Below are 20,226 nucleotides of genomic sequence, written 5' to 3' on the forward strand. Positions count from 1 at the left end.
CCAATCTCCCTCATTAAAATTAAAGAGCAAGGAATTTTTTAGGTGCGGTAAAAAATAAGTACTATCTAGTGGCTACTTCCATTTCTATGGCGTGGGGTAGCCAGTATTCAATATTATAATCAATCAGATATTCAGCAGAATCATAGCGAAGTCTTAAGATTCTCAGGCCTGGAGCACCAGCGGGTATACCCAATGGCTCTGCATATTGCAACTCCAGGTTCGCAACCTGAATATTACAGCGCTCGTGAGTGATATTTACCCTATAATTATCTTGCAATATTTCGGTAATAGATCCGGATAAATCGAAGTCAGATAATTCAGGAAAACACTCTGATGAGAGATAACTCTCTTCTACCATGACTGGCCTTTGGTCCAGGTAGCGGACTCTTCGGATTTCAAAGTACCTGGTACTTTTAGTGGCGTTAAAGGCGGAATAAATATCGTGTCTTACGGTCAGCTTACGGACCCCAAGTACTTTGGTGGTTGCTCTAAAACCCTGTTGTCGGGTCATGGAGTTGAAATTTACCTTTTGTGTCGGGTTCATCACAAATCGATCTGGTGCAACAAACCAACCTCTGCGATTTTGTCGGTACACCAGTCCCTCACCTTCAAGGCGGTTTAAACCATCTCGTAAAGTAATACGTGTGACTTGCAGCTGCTCCGCCAGCTCGCGCTCAGCGGGCAGCTTGTGATTGGCGGCCAGGCGACCATTACCGATCAACAGTTGGATATGTGATTTAATTTCTACGTAACTGGAGGACACAGTATTTCTCTTGGGTTTGATCTAAAACTCGGTCTCAGGCCTGGGCTACCAAACTGGTATTCCTGAAGTTTGATAGCCTATCAGGGGCGTTGTCCAAGAGCCAGTCGGCGATTGATATCGACCAGTACGGGTTCAAGCTTATTGATATCGTCTATCAAATAATGAGCGCCGCAATTCTCAAGTTTTTGATAAGCGCCAATACTGTGATTTCTTTTTTCTTCCTCCGAGAGTGCTTGCCAACTTCCCAGGGATAATCCCGAAGCATTTCCTGAAAGTACTACTGCAACTGTCCACATGCCGGCATTGCGCCCCTCATAAATGCCTGCGGCGGTATCATCAATCTTGACACATTGGCTGACAGACGGGATTTCCATTTCAATGACGTTCTTTAATGCAGCTGCGGGTCCTGGTCTTGCGCCCACAGCTTCATCTGCTGCAATAACACAGTCGGGCTCTAGGCCTTGTTGTTGAGCTTTTGCCAGCATGCCCTCAATCATTATACGACTGTAACCTGTGGTGCTACCAATACGTATATTACGCTCACGCAAGCGGACAAATAGTTTGTCGGCTCCGGGTATTATTTGGCTGTGCCTATCGATTTCCTGAATCTGTATCGGGGCCAGACGGCGATATAGTCCGTCTATATCAGATTCCTGGGATGGGCGCCCATGAACCACTTGCCAGGCAGTTTGAATGGAATTTTGTTGTAGCATCTGGCGAATATGTTCTTTCTTCTCAGTACCCATTGGAATACGGGTTTGCTCTTCACTGACCGTAACTCCAGCCTCAGCAAAAATTTGCATAAACGCTTGTAAAGGGGCGCGGGAGCCAAAATCTACTAAGGTTCCGGCCCAGTCGAGGATAGCAGCTTTAAGTTGCAGTGGTTCCATGGATTATCTCCTTTTTGGTAATTGATAAGGGAGTTGAGCGGTAAAATATCTATCGACTAAGTACCTTTGAGCAGATCTTTAGCCAGTGTTCCAAAGGAGCTACGGCTAAACCAGGCACTTTTCCTGAATCATCCCACTCGCGCAGACGTAGAGCATCCTCGGCGAAGGGGGCTTTCAGAAAATTATCTTTTTCTTTATCTGTCATTCTTTTTCCTTGTTTTTTTAGGGTTTTGTGGCTTGCTGCGGATAGCCGTGTCTCATAAATGTTATCTGTACTCATTAAAAATCTTTTAGCTTGAACATGTAGGGCGATAGGCTTTGTGACTGTATTGGGAAAACCCCACCTTTCGAGTAAATCTGCACCTATTAGGTCATGTGCACTGTAGCCTTCAGTATCCGTCCCGGGTATTTTTTCCTTTATAGCGTGGAGATGGCCGATATCATGAAGAAACGCTGCAACAGTCATTTCACCGGAGATACCAGAGTGTTCCGCCAGGGTGGCACACTGGGTAGCATGCTGTAGCTGCGTGCATTTTTCTCCAAGTGTTAAATTCCCGTACTGCAAAAATAACTGTTTAATTTTATCGACAACATTAGCTCTCATCGATTAAGCACTCATCTAGAGGGATCTTGTCCAAAATACCCTTCACCACCCGTTCCATTAATGCTGGTCCGGTTGTCATACCTTTTCCTCCAATACCGGTTATTAAATGAATATTTTCTGTTGCGGATTTTAGGAATACGCCTTGGCTACTTTCCTGGCTGTAATAGCCATTCCAAATCCTGGCAACATTTAAATAGGGTAGATTAAGGATACGCTTGGCTTCGGCTAACATCAGTGAGTTGATTTCCTGACATATTTCATAGTCCAAAGTGCCTGAGTCCTGGGCGGTGAAGTACTCATGAGAATCGCCAATGATGATGCTGCCATCGGCAGATTGTCGGAACAGAAGGTGGATACCAAATTTTCCATAGCTTGGATCAATATGGGGCTTCGGTAAATTTTTATAATTAGGGCAACTTTTAAATGCTTCATAGCGGCGGATTGTCAGACCTGTAAGCAGGTTCCCTGGTATTTTGACTCCCTTGATTTGTTGGGTGCGCAACATCTGCAATTTACTAAGCTGTAGCTGTTCTGTTTGTAATAAGTGCGGAAATAGATGACTAAGTTGGTGGCCACAACAAATCATTACCTGTTCTGAAATAAAAGACTCACCTGTTGAGCAGCGAAGCTGGACCCCATTTTTGACTTCCTCTACGGCTATTACCGGAGATGCCTTCTTAAAATGTAAATTTTTCGTGTCTTCAAGTAGTTTCCAAAAAAACTTCATTAACAGGGAGCTTTCGGCACTCATTTCCTGTGGATAGTAGAGGCCACCATGGCAGTAACTCTGCTTTAGTAAATTAATTTGCTTGTGACACTGCGTCGAGGTAAGGAGCCTGGAAACGTAGTTAGTCTCACGATTAATCTCATGCATTTCCTCTAGTAGATTGGCCTCTTCTAAAGAAGAAGCCACGTAGAGAGAGCCATGCTGCCAGAGTGCGTCCGGCATTATTGTCGCCAACTCGCCATAAAGTTCCAGCGATCGTCGCCCCAGATTTCGCCATAGTTTTAGATTCATACCAGATGGTACTACTTGGCCAAAATTGCGTACCGTGGCTCCGTGAGGCTTAGTGCTGGCTTCAATTAACAGCACTTTTTTTCCGGATTTTAGTGCATGGTAAGCAGCAAAACTGCCTAATATCCCGGCACCGACAATGGCAATATCAAATTTCATAACTGCTCTATAGCCTTTTTTACACTGGAGAAGTAATAAGCCTCAACCGTGAAGAAGAATTACGGTGCAAGCGGCGAAAGAAAAGAAGTGAGAGCAGCATTAACAAAATACATGCAATACCAGTAGCATAGGAAAGTTGCTGAGTAAACTGTAACCAGTTTAGGTTTGGTTGCGCGAAAGTCTTATAGAGCATGACACTAATGCTGCCGATATAACCCGTACTATCTGCCAGATAAATCACAAATCCTGCGTTACCTAGGCTCTTGGTGCAGGCGACCAGACGTTCAAATAATAAACAGTTAAATGGAACATAGCCTATATAGAGCCCGATATTGGTCCCAATCATCCAGGCAGCCCCGGATACAATATCTAACTCAAATGCGAGAGTTGAAGTTATGCAGATTGCTCCCCCAGCCGCGACTAATAGCTGGTTTAGCTGCAATGCGCGATAGTTGTTACGTACAAAAATAAGTAGCGCCAGGGATGCTAAAACTATCAGTGCCACGGGTAGAGTGCTGGTAAGGAAGATCTGGGGTGCTTGACCATGACCCAAAGCTTGCCAAAGCTCTGCAGCGAAATTATCAGAGAAGTCACGAAATGCCGTTAGGAATACATAAGCGATGATTAAAGCCAACAATCCCAGATTCGTTTCATTCACGAAAGTCCAACGCATTTCATTCGTCATTGGTACTCTTTGTTTTCGTGCACGGATGTCTGCTTGATTGGGTTGGGGAATTCTACTGAGTGTAAATGTAGATAGAATCAGTGCAGGTAGAAATAATAAGCCCACGGTTGCAGGCATCCAGATTTCCGGCACTTTCCATTCCAGCATTAGATATGCGGCTACTGCTTTTACGGCTCCTGAAGAGACGATTAAGCTAACACATAAAATGGCGCCTAGTGCTTCAGTAAGACGACGCCCCTCTAAATAGCTGAATACTAGTCCCCACACCATTCCAAGTGGGAGACCATTAAAAAAAAGCATGACAACATTATAAGGAGCGGGGATCAATGCGAATGCTATCAAGGCCAGATGACTGAAAAGAATTAGAATTACCAGTATTCTTCCCCGCTGCAATGGCCGTAACTCTGAGACAACCTTAATCCCGATAATTTTTGAAAACGCATAACCCAGTACTTGGGAAATTATAAGTGCGGTTTTAAAGTCTAGAGTGAAATCCCAGCCGGAAATGTTGGCGTAAGATGCTGCTGCAAAGGGCTTGCGGAAAGCATACATACAAAAATAAGTGAAGAATGCAGCAACTCCGGAAAAGAGTAGCAAGAAAAGCTCACTGTTGAAATCTTCACTGGAATCAGATTCCTGTTTTTTACTGGTTTTTTCCATTTTATCGATAGCTGCCATTTGGTCTAGACCAGATTTTAGGTGCTTATGATTGCGTTTTTGTGACAGTCTTTTTTAAGTTCAATAACCATTCCAGATGGTAAAAATTTTTCATTTATATATTCGCAGGGAATATTCACACACCTGTTATACAAACGTCATAGCGGCAATTTAGGATTCTGGTCTAGTCCAGATTTATGTTGATGATCGAGCAAGTTAATTTGTGTCGATAAAAATTTGCCAATCATTTTTTGATGGATACAGGGGAAGTAAAATGATTTATGTCAAATTATTGCCTGCAACGATTACTCTGCTGGTGGGACAAGTAAATTACGCTCATGCACAAGAAAGTAGTAAGCAGAGTGTCCAGGATGATAGCGAAATAGAAGAGATTGTTGTGCTTGGACGAATGTTTGAGACAGAGTTACGTTCCCTGGAGTTACAGAGGGAATCCAACCGGATTGTTAATGTGGTATCGGCAGATGGTATCGGTAAGTTACCGGATCGTAACGCCGCAGAGGCAGTTCAAAGAGTCGCAGGCGTATCTATCGAGCGTGACCAGGGGGAAGGGCGGTTTGTCGCTGTGCGTGGCCTCCCGTCCCAATGGAGCTCTTCTAGCCTTAATGATCATCGTTTGCCATCTGCAGAAGAGGAAACTACCAGCAGGGCTACGGCGTTTGATTTCTTTCCATCGGAGCTGATTGAACGTATTGAGGTCTCTAAGGCTGTTACCGCGGATCAGGAAGGTGACTCTATTGGCGGCAATGTTAATTTTGTGACTCGTACAGCCCCTGAAGAACGCACTTTGGATATATCCCTATCTGGTGGCTATGCGGATAAAGCCGACGGTGATATTAAATCCATGAGCATTCTTTATGGGGATAGAAGTGAAAGTGGTAAATGGGGATTTTTGGCCAATGTAACTGGTTGGAGCAGGGATTGGGCAACAGATAACTACGAGCCCCGCCGTAAAGGGGAGGGAATATATCGATTGGAACTGCGGGATTATACCGGAACCAGAGATACCCTGGGGTTAAACCTTGCTACTGAATACCGATTGGAAGAAGGAGGTAAGATTTTTGCTCGTGGTTTGTATGGGACATTAGAAGATGAGGAGACACATTACAAGCACAGGTTGCGGTTCGATAAAGATAGAATGGAACTTCAGCATATCCACAATACTTTGATAACACGTATGCAAGGTGTTGAAGTTGGTGGAGAGCACTTTTTTGGTGATGATAAGCAGCTGAATTGGAATTTAGCCAGCTATGATAATGAATTCCGCTATGGGAATACACCCAATAAAGGTGATCGCTCTTATTTTGTAATGCGTTTTGATCAAACGGAAGTAGGTTATGTTGGTCTGGATGATGATGGGCTAGCTTACAACCAAATCGATGGTGGTACTGACCCAGCAGAAAATATACCCACTCACCTTCCGGATGGTTTTGTAATGGACCCAAGCCAGTCCAGCCTATCTTGGGTTGAGCTATATAAAGTGTATGTCAACGAAAAGGATAAAATGGTAGCCACTTTTGACTTTTCTTCCCAGTTTTCCAGTGAGCTGGAGTTAAAGTTCGGTATGAAATATCGGGACAAGGAACGGGTGTCTGAATTCTCCGATGCATTTTACATTTGGGATGAGGAAAACTATGGGCCTGCCCCAGTTCTCTCTGACTTTACCTTGTTTGATCAGCCTGGCAGAAATAATTTCCTATCCGAGTTGGATATCAACTATGACTCCCAATTCTCTCAGGTTGCTTCAATGTCTCAATTGGAGAATTTTTGGAACCAAAACCGGGATAAATTCATTTTGATTCCCGAAGAATCAGCTCTAGTTGAAAATGGAGGGGCTCTTGGGCGAAATTTTGAGCTAACAGAGAGGCATCTATCGGCTTATGGTATGGGTAATTATGAGCTTTCAGATAGAGCCACTCTTGTAATGGGATTACGACTCACTCAGACACAAACGAAGGTGGAAAGCCAGGTATTTGTTAACGATGAAGCTAATAACGGCTATTTGGTGCCGTTTAATGGTGATAAAGAGTATTTATCCATTCTACCATCGGCACATCTAAAATATGCGCTCACAGAGGATAGCAATATCAGGCTCGCGCTGACCAGAACCTTTGCCAGGCCGGACTTTGGGGATCTGAATCCGGGAGGGTACTATGCCGAGCACGATAATGAGTTTATAGGAGGTAATCCAGATCTTGATCCTACTTACTCTTGGAATCTGGATTTTATGTATGAGTACTATTTTAATGACTCCGGGATTTTATCTGCTGGTCTATTTTATAAAGATATTACAGATCCAATTTTTAAGGATGTGAAAGAAGGTGAATATAATGGGGTGTCAGGAGTCGATATTTATAGTCCGGAAAATGGTGAAGATGCGTGGTTGGGGGGATTGGAATTTAATCTGGTGCGAAAATTGGATTTCCTCCCTGGATTTCTTTCAAATATTGGGGTATCGACAAATTTAACCATGATGGATTCAGAAATGCGTGTTCCGGGCCGTGATGGTGCGGTGCCGATTTCCCGTCAGGCTGATTTATTACATAATCTCTCTATCTATTATGATGACGGTGCTTTCTCCATTCGCTTAGCTCAAAACCATAAGGGAGAGTATATTGAAGAGCATGGTGGCAATAAAAATGAAGACCAGTACTACGGTGCTTACACAAGCCTGGATATGAGTGCAAATTATACGATTGGGGACAATTTAGTTATTTTTGCTGAGGCCTTAAACCTTACGAATGAACCTTTAACTTATTATATTGGTGATAAAGATAGGCCAAAACAAGTTGAGTATTATGGGGTTCGTGGTCAACTGGGTTTTCGCTATAGTTTTTTTTAGCTAATCTTTTATCTTGCACAGGAGAAACATCTCGGTTGTCGTCGAGTTGCTTCTCCCAAAAGCAGTTAAACACCAATTGTAAGCGGGTCGCCGCGTCTGAGTAATGTTTCAATGTCAACACCCTTTGGTAGACTGCCAGTGCTATGAGCTCCTCTAGTTTCCAGTCTTGATCGAATAAATGCATCACTAATCGATTCGTTGCCTGACTGTAAAAGTAGATGAACCTGCATTGCAATCGCCATCTGATCAATAATACTGCGTGCTCTGTATTCAAATTGATCCAAATCAGCAAGCTCTTTTTTTAGTGAATCTATAGCGTTATCGAAGCGGATATCCATACCAATGCTTGTTGCCATCTCATCCAGCCAGTGATTTACGACATTGGGTGTTTTTGTAATGGCACGCAACACATCAAGAGCCTGGATATTACCGGAACCCTCCCATATGGCATTAATTGGAGCATCGCGGTAGAGTCGTGCAGTGATAAAACTTTCAATAACACCATTTCCACCGAGGCATTCCATCGCCTCATAGGCATGATGCGGGCTGCGCTTACAAATCCAATACTTACCCACAGCTGCTCCCAGTCTTAGGAGCATTTGTTCGTGTTCTTGACCTTCATGATCCATAGCTCGGGCCATGCGCATGGTCAAGGCCACTGACCCTTCAACTTCTAATTGCAGGTCTGCCAGGACATTTTGCATTAGGGCTTGATCAATTAGCTTTTTTCCAAAGGCTTCTCTATGGGATGCATGGTATATAGCTTGCAATACGGCTTGGCGTTGGCCCCCAGAGGAACCGACCATACAATCAAAACGAGTTATCGCGACCATCTTGATAATTGCATTGACTCCCCGACCTTCTTCACCCAATAGCCATCCTAAGGCACCTCGCATCTCCACTTCGGAAGAGGCATTGGATACATTGCCAGATTTCACTTTGAGCCTTTGGATTTCTAATGGGTTTTTACTTCCATCCGGACGCCATCGGGGAACCAAAAAACAAGAAAGCCCGCCCGGTGCCTGAGCCAGAATTAGAAAACCGTCACACATAGGAGCAGACATAAACCATTTATGCCCAAGTAGCTCATAAGTTCCGTCATCCATGGGGATTGCACAGGTTGTGTTGGCACGTACATCTGACCCACCTTGTTTCTCTGTCATACCCATACCGATAGTCAGAGAGTGTTTTTCATAGTAGGGGCGATTACTGCCATCGTAGCCCCGGCTAAGAATTTTAGGGATCCACTCCTTGGCGATTGATGGGTTTAATTTTATCGAAGGAAGAGAGGCAAAAGTCATCGTGATTGGGCACCCATGACCCGCCTCAAGTTGACAATGCAGATAGTTCTTTGCCGCTCGAGCAACATTGGCACCGCTACAAGGATGACTCCAGGGGGAGCTGTGTAGTCCTTCTGATAAGGCAAGCTGCATAAGTTGATGGTAAGAAGGATGATAGCGAACTAAGTCTATACGGTTTCCGATTCGGTCATGACTTTCAAATATGGGTTTAAACTCATTGGCAGCATAACCCCGTTCAATCATTTCTGGTCTTCCACAAACCTCGCCATAGCGTTGTAGATCATTTTCGGCCCAATGTCCGCCATTAAGGTGTACCGAATCGAGTAGAGCCTGATCGCCGGCATACAGGTTGTGCCCTGAGAGAGGGGAAGTCTGATTCTTTACCGTATGAGTGGTTGCATGGGCAGAGGGGTGAAGGTGATCGCTCATGATCAGGGCCTCAATGGTTAACATAGTTATATGTTCTTTGATTCATCTACTTGTACCAAAACACCAAACAGGTACCAAGAGACATGGTGATAGCGTACCAATACAAAATCATAAAGTAGTCCCACCCTGATTACTATTTGCGCACTCATTAAATCTATTACGCACTATAAAAATATTTAATAAGTATAATTTATAGGGTTTCTTTGGATAGGTTATCCAAAATAATATTACTTTCATGAAAGAGAGTGTATTTATTATTTTAGTGTGATTGATTAGCTAAATTTTAATTTTTGTTACTACTTGGTTTTTTGTGCCGTTTATAGGTTTTTAACTTTTCTAGGTATGCTTTTTTTCATGCTAATATTTAAAATAAATCCATTAATTTTGTGGGTTAGTGCAAATTTATTACTGTTTTTTAAACGCTTTATTTTTTTTAAGTTTAGACAAAAGGATGTTTCTAGTTGGTTGCTTAATAATCGTCTTTAATACCTTTGTATGAAAAAATGACATTTGTAATAATCGCTGGCACACTTAAGATTGAATTTTTGTTATCTGTATCACTTACTGTTGCAGTGTGTTGGTTGATCGAATAGATTTAGCTCTCAATATCGAGAATGTGGATAGAAAATAATAAAAAAGTAAGAAGTCATTAGATAAAATCTTAAAGAGATTGCATATTGGGGGAACCCAGATGAATTTGCATAAGGAATATGCACGCCTCAAAGTTGTTTCGCAGGATCATGTTTGTAAGGGTCCCGCTGTTACCTTCTTAACCTCATCAGTCAACTTGCAGAGTTCAATTTTTGCAGGGCATATTGAAGAGGAGTTTAAAACCAGATGCTCCATTGTTCAGCGAGTCCCATCTTTTTCACTTGATGGAGTTAAGGCTGATTATCTCTTGCTCGACTGTGTTGGGCTCTTTAAAGCGGATCTTGATCAGTTATTACGTGATATTCATGCTTCTACTAACTCGCCTGGCATTATTCTCTTAAATGTTGACGACCCTAATGAGTTTGACTTTGTCTTACACTGGGAGAAGGTCCTAGGATTGATGCCGGCAAAATGTGAGCCCGGGGTTATTATGGAGCGATTAGGTAAGATATTCCTGGGGGAATATTGGTTCCCTAGAGATGTTCTGCATAACTTTTTAAGGCAGCATAGACGTCCTAAAAGATGGATGGATTCTAGCGCAAACCTTACACAAAGAGAAAGACAGATATTGGAACTTATTTGTGAGTGTAGAACCAATGCAGATATTGCGGAGGTACTATGTGTCAGTGAGCATACCGTTAAAAGTCACCTATACAAGGTTTATAAAAAGATTGGTTGCAAAAACAGATTGGAGGCAAGTAGTTGGGCGAGTCAAAATCTGTGAAATTAAAAATTCTATTTTTTTCTATTTGGTTTATTTCTAGTACAGTTATTTCCCAGGAGTCAGAGTTTGCTCAGAGCGAAGAGTCAATCCTTACCGGTTTGGTGATTGATAACACAGTAAGCGGCATAGGGCATGAGTTCGCACGCTCTTTATCGTTGTATATTACATCCAACTTGACTGACTTTGATTATAACCTGACTGTGTATGAAAGGCCTTCTGCGCGGTGGGGTAGTGTTGTGTGGGTAAATTATGAGAATAAGCAGGTGTTCAGGACTGTTATTTACCCAGGCAGAAGACGTTTTGGGCAGATAGTTGAGCAAGCTGTTGCTCAAATCAATAATAATGTACGACAGCAAAGGCTGCAGCAGTTATTTTCACAAAACTTGGACTTGGCCGGGGAGGAATTATAGTGAAGTTCTATGTTTTATTGGTTTTATCTTTCTTTTCTGTCTCTGCCTATTCGACAGAGCTAATTTACACTCCAGTAAATCCATCCTTCGGAGGTAATCCATTAAATGGTAATTATTTGTTAAATAATGCCAGTGCTCAAAATAGTAAAAAAGATCCTAAAGCTGGTAAGTCACCATACTCTGATTCATCTTCACTTGACAGGTTTACGGATACACTAGAATCCAGATTGTTGTCTCAGTTGCTCACAGATGTTGGAGATGGAAATGATGGTACTCTCGTAACCGATGACTTTATCGTTAACATACTTGATGTAGATGGTACCCTAACTATAACTATTACAGATGCTGTCACAGGAGAGCTTTCTGAGATCGTAGTCGTTGGCCTAAATCCTGGTAACTGATTTAATTGGTCAATAGATTGTTTGTTCTTTAGGGTGGTGGTGATGGTGGTTAGAATAATAGTTATATTTTTGGTTTTTATTTTAAGTGGTTGTAGTTTCTTTCAAAATGCAGGAGAGGCGTTGTTTGGCCCAGGTCATCAAAAAGCCACTTTGACGGATCGAATGAGTACTTATGCAGATCTTTTGAATTTGCCCTTACCGAGGGGGAAGATAGTAGTAGCGGTTTATGGGTTTAGTGATCAAACTGGCCAGTACAGGCCAGCACCGTCTAGCTCTTTTTCTACTGCAGTAACACAAGGCGCTGCCTCTATGCTCGTACAAGTACTCAACGAGTCAGGTTGGTTTGTTACTCTTGAACGTGAAGGGCTGCAAAACCTGCTTACTGAGAGAAAAATCATACGAGCAGCAATCAAAGAGCAGGAAACTCCCCAACCCTTTGAGCTCCCCTCCCTGATGTCAGCAAATATAATGTTGGAGGGCGGTATAGTCGCTTATGATACCAATATCAAAACCGGCGGAGCCGGTGCGCGTTATTTTGGTATTGGGCTTTCTGAGCAATATCGAGTAGATGAAGTGACCGTGAATTTGCGTGCGGTCGATGTTAGAACTGGAAGAGTTTTAAATAGCGTTTTAACCAGTAAGAAAATTCTATCAAGGCAGGTCCAGGGAGACGTTTACACATTTGTTGAGTATAAGCGTTTGTTAGAGATTGAGGCTGGAATGACGACCAATGATCCGGCTCAACTTTGTGTGCTTTCTGCGATTGAATCTGCAGTTATTCACCTTATTGCCAATGGTGTGACGAATAACATTTGGGCAATGCAGGATGTCAATGAATTCCCTGCATCTGTATTGAGTGAATATGCGGATGCAACTGTGAAAATTCTTTAGAATAATTTTTTTATTAAATATTCTGACTAATTTCTTTGTCTTGCAATGGTTGCTAGCTGCTCACATTTTTATGTGGGCGGTTTTTCTTGTTGAATCTTTGTGTAAGTTTGTGTAATTTAGTAAATCTACTTGTCGATATCTTACATCTTCGTATTAAATCAACTTTCTAGAAAGGCTTTCATACAAAAGTCTTAAATATTTATTGTTTTCCCACCCCAAAAAATATTCTTTTTTCTGATTTATTGTTTTCGCTTAAATTCCTATAGTGGTCCTCGATGAGCGGAATGGCTCTCTCTTTAATTAACCTTTAGGAGAATTTTGGTGGGCGTTATCAAAGTGAGCCTATGTGGTTTATTTTTACTCCTTACCTGCATTAACTCTGTCTGGGCTGGTGACTTAGATGATCATGATGAGCTGTTTTCTGGTCAGGGAAAGCTGGATCTCATGTTGCAACGGGATGAGTCTATTACTGGTCAGTTAGCTGAGATCGTTCAGACAGGGGAATATAATTTTGCAGAAGTTTCTCAGTTTGGGCAGTTCAACCAAGTTTTTTTGGTTCAGGATGGCTATTCGAATGAAGCAGCAATTCAGCAGGCTGGGGAATATAACTATGCTGCAATTTCCCAGTCTGGAGCTTATAACCAAGCTACCGCTATACAAAATGGTTTAGATAATATTGCTCTAATAAATCAAGTGGGCAATGGAAACTCAGCCAACATCATCCAAAACGGAGATGGGCTCTTTGGATTTGTCGCGCAGTTCGGTGACAACCATGCGGTGCAGGTCGTTCAGCACGATTAAAGCACTGCTTTCTTTTTGTTTGTATTTGTTTACTTAGTCTGATGGAGAAACATAAATGAAAAAGCTTTCACTTGCTGCTGCGATTGCAATGCTTGTTGGTGCTGGTCACGCAATGGCCGATGCTAATTATGGTGATCAACTGCAGGTTGGAAATGACAACGCTGCTGATATCTATCAAATGGGCGAGTCCACCAATAATGCGGCTTATCAGTGGCAGGAAGGTAATGACAACCGTGCTTACGCAAGTCAATCCACCGCCGATGCGAACTATATCGACCAGACTCAGGTAGGTAACCGTAACTACTCTGAAACCACGCAATTCGATCAAAACAGCTCCCAAGCCTATTCCTATCAGCAGGGAGAGGGTAACTGGGGAGTTGTTCATCAGTGGGGCGGTAATGGCAATGCAGCTTATGCTACTCAAATGGGTAGTGAAAATACTATGCATCTAGATCAGTACCGCTCAGATGGTGGTGAGGCTAATTACAATACCCTTGATGCGGTTCAGGAGGGTAATGACAATATGGCTGCCCTGCAGCAGGACGGAGATAGTAACCTGTTTGTCAGCACTCAGTCTGGTGATGGAAACAGCGTTTGGAGCAGCACCTGGATGAGCTCTGATGAAGGCTTCGTAGGAGGCCAAGTTGGTGAAGGTAACGTCGGTTTTGTTTATCAAGGCGGTGTTGAAAATACTTCTAACTTGGTGCAGTCAGGTGACTTCAACTATCTGAATGTGTCCCAGGATGGGGCCAATAACTTCAATACTATTGCTCAGAATGGCACTGGTAACTCTAGTGTTATTGGTCAGTATGGTGATGCCAACACCATGACCGTTACGCAGAATGACCTCAACAATATTGGCGATATGTACCAATACGGCAATGATAATGCTGCAATTCTGCAACAAACGGGTGATCATAACGAAGCTGAATTCTCTCAGTTTGGGGATCTCAATACAGCTAATATTGATCAGCTGGGGAGTGCCAACTTCACTTATGGCCATAGCGAAGGTATGGCCAACACAGTTGATGTTGACCAGAGCGGTGAGCTGAACTTGGCTGAGATCCATCAGGACATGGGTGAGTTTAACCTGATGGTTGTATCTCAGGATGGCTTTGAGCACGGTGCTCACCTGGGACAGTCTGGTAGCGAGAACACTACCTATGTAACTCAGGCTGGCAATTTCAATATGGCCAGTGTGCACCAGGTCGGCAACAGCAATATGGCTACAGTTTCTCAAAACTAATACGCCTATAATGACTATTGTCTAAACCCTCCTCGTTTCGGGGAGGGTTTTTTATTAGCGGTGTTTAAAAGAATCCGATTGCTTGGGCTAACTTTCTAAACGCTTTTCTGTCCACTCAAATTAAGCGTGAGTTCCATAAGGCCATTCCATGGGGACTGGTGAGTGTTGCCACCTTTGATCGCCGAATCCACGGCTCTGGCTTTTAAAAGAAGAGCCTCCAGTATATTTGGAGTTAGACGGTTTAAGGCATTTTGTACAAGTGGTTGGCGTTTTTGGATGCGAACTAAACGTGCTAGTTGCTGGCCCTGATTGAGTTTCTCCATTAGTTCCAGTAATGAGCGCATCTCTCTTGTTAGGGCCCAGAGCACCACAGGTGGCTCAATACCTTCCGAGCGTAAGCCTTGTAGCGTTTTGATCGCTTTCTCGGCTTCTCCTGCCAAAGCTCTGTCAATTAAATCGAAAACACTGTATCGCGCAGAGCTGGTTACACTTTGCTCTAACAGTTCGACCGTTATTGTCCCGTCACTATTTAAAAGTTTGAGCTTTTCGATTTCTTGGCTTGCTGCGAGCAGATTACCCTCTACTCTTTCGGCGAGAATACGTATAGCTTCTTTCTCAGCAGATAACCCTGCGGCATTGATCCTTTGGTTGATCCAGTGTGGCATTTCCTGGGCGCTAACAGGCCAAATTTGTACGAGAGCACCATGCTGCTCAAGTGTTTTAACCCATTTGCTATTGAGTTGTGATTTGTCCAGCTTGGGCAAAACCAGCAGTAGTATCAAATCCTGACTGGCGAGAGCGGCAAATTCCTGTAAGGCTTTACTGCCTTTATCCCCTGGTTTTCCACTGGGAGCGCGTACCTCGATAAGCTTCCTCTCGGCAAAAAGAGACATATTTCCGGCTGAGGCAAGTAATAAACCCCAGTCGAAATTATGCTCTGCATGTAGAAGTTCCCGCTCAGCGAAACCATTCTGCCTCGCTGCTGCACGTATTCGGTCGCAAGATTCCTGAACCAGAAGTGGTTCATCGCCTGAGATAATATAAACCGGCGCAAGCCCTTTCCGTAGTTGCTGGGGAAGCTGTTGGGGATTAATACGCATGACAGAACTACCTAGTAGCTCTTATCTTGCAAGGGGGCATTGACATCAATACGGCGCAAACGATTGATCATTCGGCTAATCAACTCGCGGCGCATTTCCGCGCGTAAGAGGCGTTCCTCTTCTCCCTTACTGACTATTTCTGAAACGTTCCACTCCAATGATCTATAGACATCGGCCTGAGCTTTATTTAGCAGTACTTCGCCACTATGAGTACGCACACTATAAATCGCGCTGGTAATCAGCTCGTACTCGGAAGCCCGCCCTTCAGAATCCACGGCAACAGTTAATTTTCGTTCTATTTCTTTATGAATGGTGAGTAGGTAGTCCGCTTCAATAGGGGATGGAGCAACAGGGACCCCGCCGTTTTCCAGAAGACGGCTAATTTCATCAGCAATATCACTGCGAGGGTTCTCACTCGATATGTAAATAGTACTGCCTGGAGGAAAATTTTTTGGCGCTCCCCGCAGGTGCCAACCGCAACTGGCGGTGGCCACAAGGGTAACTAGCAGGACGATACGACGTGCAAATATTTTCATAAACTACCTGGCTTTAGTGCCAGCAAATATAGGGTTTGCAGATATGCGCCGGGAGCACAATGCTCCCGGCTATTGGTTGGATATAACTGCGCAGTATTTTTTACTTCGCGACAATATTTACCAATTTGCCTGGCACAACGATGACTTTGCGTACGGTGGCATCGCCAATAAATTTCTGGACGTTTTCATCGGCTAGGGCGAGCTTTTCCAAGCCCTCTTTGTCCGCATCAGCAGGCGCATCCAGCTTTGCACGCACTTTGCCATTGACTTGAACGACCAAAGTAATTGAGGTGCGCACCAGAGCCTTTTCATCTACTACTGGCCAGGGAGCATCAATTAAGGTGTTGTTATTGCCCAGGATTTGCCACAGTTGGTGGCAAATATGCGGAGTTACCGGAGCCAGTAGCAAGACAGCTGCCTGTAGAGCCTCTCTCTCCACTGCCAGCCCCTGCTCATTACTGCGATCCGCCAGTTTACCAACCTCATTGAGAAGCTCCATCACTGCCGCAATAGCCGTGTTGAAGGTTTGACGGCGTCCGTAGTCGTCGCCAACCTTCTGAATCGTCTCGTGGGTTTTACGGCGTAATTGTTGTTGCTGGTCGCTCAAAGATTGTTGGTCAATCTGAGCGCTGTTAGTGCTTACAGCAACATGTGCTTGTACAGTTTTCCAGAGCTTTCGCAGGAAGCGGCTGGCTCCCTCCACGCCGGCATCGTGCCACTCCAAAGTTTGCTCGGGCGGAGCTGCAAACATTGTGAACAGGCGTACAGTATCGGCACCGTATTCTTTAACAGCAGCATGGGGATCGATGCCATTGTTTTTTGACTTGGACATCTTCACAACGCCACCGGCAATTACTTCTTCACCTGTTGCGCGCTCAACTGCCTTGATGGGTTTTCCTTTCTCATCCCGCTCGACATCAACATCGGCGGGGTTGATCCAGGTTTTATGGCCGTTTTCTTCTTTGTAGAAGGATTCAGCCAACACCATCCCCTGGCATAACAGCTGCTTGAAGGGTTCATCGCTGTTGACCAAGCCCTCATCCCGCATCAATTTGTGGAAAAAGCGCGCGTAGAGAAGGTGTAGGATGGCGTGCTCAATACCACCTACATATTGGTCGACAGGTAGCCAGTAGTTGGCGCGGTCGGGATCGAGCATGCCCTCTTCGAAGTCTGGGCAGGTATAGCGAGCGTAGTACCAGCTGGACTCCATAAAAGTGTCAAAAGTGTCGGTCTCACGCTCGACCGGCGTACCATTGAGTTCGTCTTTGCGCCATTCGGGATCGGCTTTAATGGGGGACTGAACACCGTCCAGCTCCACATCTTCCGGCAGTAAAATAGGGAGTTTCTCGGCGGGCACCGGGATTTCTCCACCATCTGCGAGGTTGAACATTGGGATAGGGGCGCCCCAGTAGCGCTGGCGGGATACCCCCCAATCGCGTAGGCGATAATTGGTGGTCACACGGCCTTTGTCTGCTGCTATTAAAACTTCGGAAATCGCGGTAAAGGCACCATCAAAATCCAGACCATCAAAATTGCCGGAGTTCACCAGTTTGCCTTTTTCGGTGAAGGCTTCTTTGTTGAGATCGATTTCCTGGCCATCGGCGGGCGCTATGACTTGAGTCAAAGGCAACTGATACTTGTGTGCGAACTCCCAGTCGCGTTGATCGTGGGCGGGTACTGCCATCACAGCGCCAGAGCCATAATCCATCAGTACATAGTTAGCTACCCAGACAGAGACTTCCTCCCCGCTGATGGGGTGAATAGCCTTGAGACCGGTGTCCATGCCTCTCTTGTCCATTGTGGCCATATCGGCTTCAGACAGAGACTGCTTTTTGCACTCAGAGATAAATGTTTTTAGCTCGGGGTTAGTCTCTGCTAACTCCAGAGCGATCGGATGTTCAGCGGCGAGGGATACATAGGTGACGCCCATCAGGGTGTCTGGGCGGGTGGTGTAAACATCGAAGTGATCCATACCAGCCACAGTGGTGGGCAGGCTAAAGCTCAGCTCCACACCTCGGCTCTTGCCGATCCAGTTGCGCTGCATGGTACGCACCTGCTCGGGCCACTCCGGCAGCTTATCCAGGTCCTTGAGCAGCTCTTCTGCGTAGTCAGTGATCTTGATAAACCACTGGGCCAGCTCACGCCTCTCCACGGTAGTGCCGCAGCGCCAACAGGCACCATCTTCAACCTGCTCGTTGGCGAGCACGGTCTGGTCATTGGGGCACCAGTTCACCGCGGAATTTTTCTTGTAGACCAGGCCCTTTTCATAGAGGCAGGTGAAGAACCATTGCTCCCAGCGATAATAGGATGGCTGGCAGGTGGCTAGCTCGCGGGACCAGTCGAAGCCAAATCCGAGAGCTTTCAATTGCCCCTTCATATAATCAATATTGGCGTAGGTCCATTTTGCTGGCGCGGTTTTATTCTGGATCGCAGCATTTTCAGCTGGTAAGCCGAAGGCATCCCAGCCCATGGGGTGAAGGACATTCTTACCCTGCATACGCTGATAGCGGGAAATAACATCGGTAATGGTGTAATTGCGCACATGGCCCATGTGCAGCTTGCCGCTGGGGTAGGGGAACATGGATAGGCAGTAGAACTTTTCCCTGCCGGTATCTTCCTTTACCTCAAAGCTTTTCTCTGCCTCCCAGAATTCCTGGGCGGAAGCTTCGACTGCGGAGGGGTTGTACTGCTCTTCCATCGATTGGGGACCTATACTCTGTGATCAAATTTTGCGGGGAAACTTTTCAGTGTTTTAGTGGAAGCAGCTCTGGATCGACAAGCAAAAGGATTGATTGCGATCAAGGACGGCCCCCAGAGCATCTTTTAGGATGCGTAAACGCGAGATTATAGGAGGGATACCGTGACGAAGGAACCGAAGTTACCGCCGAAGGACGATCTGGCCGATGAGTTTCGTGAAGACCTGGAGGATTTGATTGAGGGAGAGCTGGCAGTTGAGGACTTGACCGCAAATAAGGTCGCTTTTCTTCGCGCCTGGTTAAAAGATGATCTGCATCGAGCCGGGGATTATATGCGCGGTCTGGGAGGGGAGCTGATTACTCTGGAAGAGCGCGGGGGTGACTGGTTGCTGAACGCGGCGGACCCTACGGAAACGGCTTGGCCCAATCTTATGCGTTGTATCCGTGAAGGCAAACCCTGGGCCCTTGCGGGTGAGATAGTGGGGGCCGACGAGGAACTGCAATGTCTGGGGTGTGGTTATCTCGCTCAGCCGCCGGAGAATAGTCAAATTACACCCTGTCACCGCTGTGGCTATGGTTGCTTCAGGCAAATAGAAGGCGGCCTTGAGTATTGATTGAGCTGTATAAAATAGCGGTCAATTTGTTGATGCCACCACTGGCGCCAATGCTGGGGCTGCTGGCGGCATTCTTGATACGCTTTTTTCCTGAAGGCTCTTTGCTGGAGAAATTGTCCCTGCCATTGGCGATCCTCTCATTTTGTCTGCTCTGGCTTAGTGCTACGCCGGCTTTTTCAAGCTGGATCGGTAAGCGCTTGGGCGTTGTAGCAGATTTACCTGATACAGAGGCTGCTCCCAGGGCTGTGGTGATCCTCGGAGGCGGTGTTTACCGGGATAATCAGCAAGGCTATGAGTACCTATCTGCGTCCAGTTTGGAGAGGGTGATCTGGGCAGCAAAGCATGTCCCAAGGGATATGCCAATCCTGGTGTCCGGCGGCCGTGTTTCACCGGATGAGCATGTCTCTGAGGCAGAGTTGATGGCGAAAATGTTGGATGAGATGTCCCGCCCGGTGAGTTGGCGCGAAGCTTGCAGTCGAACTACCGCAGAGAATGCGGTAAATAGCGCGGAGATATTGCGCAATTCAGGTGTGGGAACTATTGTGCTCGCCACTCACTGGTGGCACATGCCCAGGGCTGCGGCAGTTTTTACCCGCGCAGGCCTAAAGGTACAGCCTTTATCAGTGGGCAGTGCTTCTGAGTTAGAGTCAAGGGAAAAGGGTGGGGTCTTAAATTGGGTTCCCAGTGCTGAGGCGCTACTGCGGACTCAGGCCTATTGGCGGGAACTATTGGCACAAGCCTGGTATCAATATCGACCACTGCCACAGGCCAAAAAGTGCTGAGGAACTTTTGT

Annotated in this window: 18 protein-coding genes; 9 read left to right on the forward strand and 9 right to left on the reverse strand. The window is 45.3% G+C overall.

All coding sequences use genetic code 11. From position 1 onward, the window contains the following. Positions 1-61 precede the first annotated feature (61 nt). From ACJJIV_RS15645 to ACJJIV_RS15665, 5 genes are all read right to left on the reverse strand, one after another. Positions 62-763 carry a UTRA domain-containing protein gene (locus tag ACJJIV_RS15645; RefSeq protein ID WP_444889570.1) on the reverse strand — a complete coding sequence of 234 codons (702 nt, stop codon included), beginning with the start codon at positions 761-763 and terminating at the stop codon, positions 62-64. Between the two features lie 80 nt (positions 764-843). Then, positions 844-1,653, reverse strand: a complete 810-nt coding sequence (phnX, locus tag ACJJIV_RS15650) for a phosphonoacetaldehyde hydrolase (RefSeq protein ID WP_020412495.1) — start codon at positions 1,651-1,653, stop codon at positions 844-846. 49 nt (positions 1,654-1,702) lie between these two features. Then, on the reverse strand, positions 1,703-2,257 hold the full coding sequence (locus ACJJIV_RS15655; RefSeq protein ID WP_444889571.1) for an HD domain-containing protein: 555 nt from the start codon (positions 2,255-2,257) through the stop codon (positions 1,703-1,705). Next, positions 2,247-3,431: a TIGR03364 family FAD-dependent oxidoreductase gene (locus ACJJIV_RS15660; RefSeq protein WP_444889572.1), complete on the reverse strand. Its 1,185-nt coding sequence runs from the start codon at positions 3,429-3,431 to the stop codon at positions 2,247-2,249. The genes ACJJIV_RS15655 and ACJJIV_RS15660 overlap by 11 nt, the downstream gene beginning before the upstream one ends. A gap of 19 nt (positions 3,432-3,450) precedes the next feature. After that, on the reverse strand, positions 3,451-4,794 hold the full coding sequence (locus ACJJIV_RS15665; RefSeq protein ID WP_444889573.1) for a DUF5690 family protein: 1,344 nt from the start codon (positions 4,792-4,794) through the stop codon (positions 3,451-3,453). A gap of 253 nt (positions 4,795-5,047) precedes the next feature. Between ACJJIV_RS15665 and ACJJIV_RS15670 the strand changes: the two genes are divergently transcribed. Then, positions 5,048-7,633, forward strand: a complete 2,586-nt coding sequence (locus ACJJIV_RS15670; RefSeq protein ID WP_444889574.1) for a TonB-dependent receptor — start codon at positions 5,048-5,050, stop codon at positions 7,631-7,633. Between the two features lie 65 nt (positions 7,634-7,698). On the opposite strand, the gene ACJJIV_RS15675 is transcribed toward ACJJIV_RS15670, so the two are convergent. Next, a complete protein-coding gene (locus ACJJIV_RS15675) occupies positions 7,699-9,387 on the reverse strand; it encodes an acyl-CoA dehydrogenase family protein (RefSeq protein ID WP_444889575.1) in 1,689 nt (562 codons plus the stop codon). Positions 9,388-10,054: 667 nt separating this feature from the next. On the opposite strand from ACJJIV_RS15675, the gene ACJJIV_RS15680 reads away from it, so the two are divergent. The 6 genes from ACJJIV_RS15680 (at position 10,055) to ACJJIV_RS15705 (ending at position 14,487) form a co-directional block, all read left to right on the forward strand. After that, positions 10,055-10,738 carry a response regulator transcription factor gene (locus ACJJIV_RS15680; RefSeq protein ID WP_252083083.1) on the forward strand — a complete coding sequence of 228 codons (684 nt, stop codon included), beginning with the start codon at positions 10,055-10,057 and terminating at the stop codon, positions 10,736-10,738. Beyond that, entirely contained in the window at positions 10,717-11,148 is a 432-nt protein-coding gene (locus ACJJIV_RS15685) for a CsgE family curli-type amyloid fiber assembly protein (RefSeq protein ID WP_444889576.1), read from the forward strand. The genes ACJJIV_RS15680 and ACJJIV_RS15685 overlap by 22 nt, the downstream gene beginning before the upstream one ends. Next, positions 11,148-11,549 (forward strand): curli assembly protein CsgF, encoded by a 402-nt coding sequence (locus ACJJIV_RS15690; RefSeq protein WP_444889577.1) that lies wholly within the window; start codon positions 11,148-11,150, stop codon positions 11,547-11,549. The genes ACJJIV_RS15685 and ACJJIV_RS15690 overlap by 1 nt, the downstream gene beginning before the upstream one ends. Before the next feature lie 42 nt (positions 11,550-11,591). After that, complete coding sequence (locus ACJJIV_RS15695) at positions 11,592-12,440, forward strand: CsgG/HfaB family protein (RefSeq protein ID WP_252083080.1); 849 nt, start codon at positions 11,592-11,594, stop codon at positions 12,438-12,440. A 321-nt stretch (positions 12,441-12,761) separates the two neighbouring features. Next, a complete protein-coding gene (locus tag ACJJIV_RS15700; protein WP_444889578.1) occupies positions 12,762-13,241 on the forward strand; it encodes a hypothetical protein in 480 nt (159 codons plus the stop codon). A gap of 55 nt (positions 13,242-13,296) precedes the next feature. Continuing rightward, positions 13,297-14,487, forward strand: a complete 1,191-nt coding sequence (locus ACJJIV_RS15705) for a hypothetical protein (RefSeq protein WP_444889579.1) — start codon at positions 13,297-13,299, stop codon at positions 14,485-14,487. A gap of 95 nt (positions 14,488-14,582) precedes the next feature. Here ACJJIV_RS15705 and holA read toward each other — a convergent pair whose 3' ends face one another. From holA to leuS, 3 genes are all read right to left on the reverse strand, one after another. Then, entirely contained in the window at positions 14,583-15,587 is a 1,005-nt protein-coding gene (gene holA, locus ACJJIV_RS15710; RefSeq protein ID WP_444889580.1) for a DNA polymerase III subunit delta, read from the reverse strand. A gap of 11 nt (positions 15,588-15,598) precedes the next feature. Beyond that, complete coding sequence (locus tag ACJJIV_RS15715) at positions 15,599-16,123, reverse strand: LPS-assembly lipoprotein LptE (protein WP_444889581.1); 525 nt, start codon at positions 16,121-16,123, stop codon at positions 15,599-15,601. Between the two features lie 100 nt (positions 16,124-16,223). Continuing rightward, positions 16,224-18,821, reverse strand: a complete 2,598-nt coding sequence (gene leuS, locus ACJJIV_RS15720) for a leucine--tRNA ligase (protein ID WP_444889582.1) — start codon at positions 18,819-18,821, stop codon at positions 16,224-16,226. A gap of 162 nt (positions 18,822-18,983) precedes the next feature. On the opposite strand from leuS, the gene ACJJIV_RS15725 reads away from it, so the two are divergent. Together ACJJIV_RS15725 and ACJJIV_RS15730 are read left to right on the forward strand one after the other, a co-directional pair. After that, on the forward strand, positions 18,984-19,433 hold the full coding sequence (locus ACJJIV_RS15725; RefSeq protein WP_252083074.1) for a zinc ribbon-containing protein: 450 nt from the start codon (positions 18,984-18,986) through the stop codon (positions 19,431-19,433). Next, entirely contained in the window at positions 19,430-20,215 is a 786-nt protein-coding gene (locus ACJJIV_RS15730) for a YdcF family protein (RefSeq protein WP_444883976.1), read from the forward strand. The genes ACJJIV_RS15725 and ACJJIV_RS15730 overlap by 4 nt, the downstream gene beginning before the upstream one ends. The last annotated feature ends 11 nt before the right edge of the window (positions 20,216-20,226 follow it).

Source organism: Microbulbifer mixtoriginis (SeqCode), assembly GCF_052466765.1.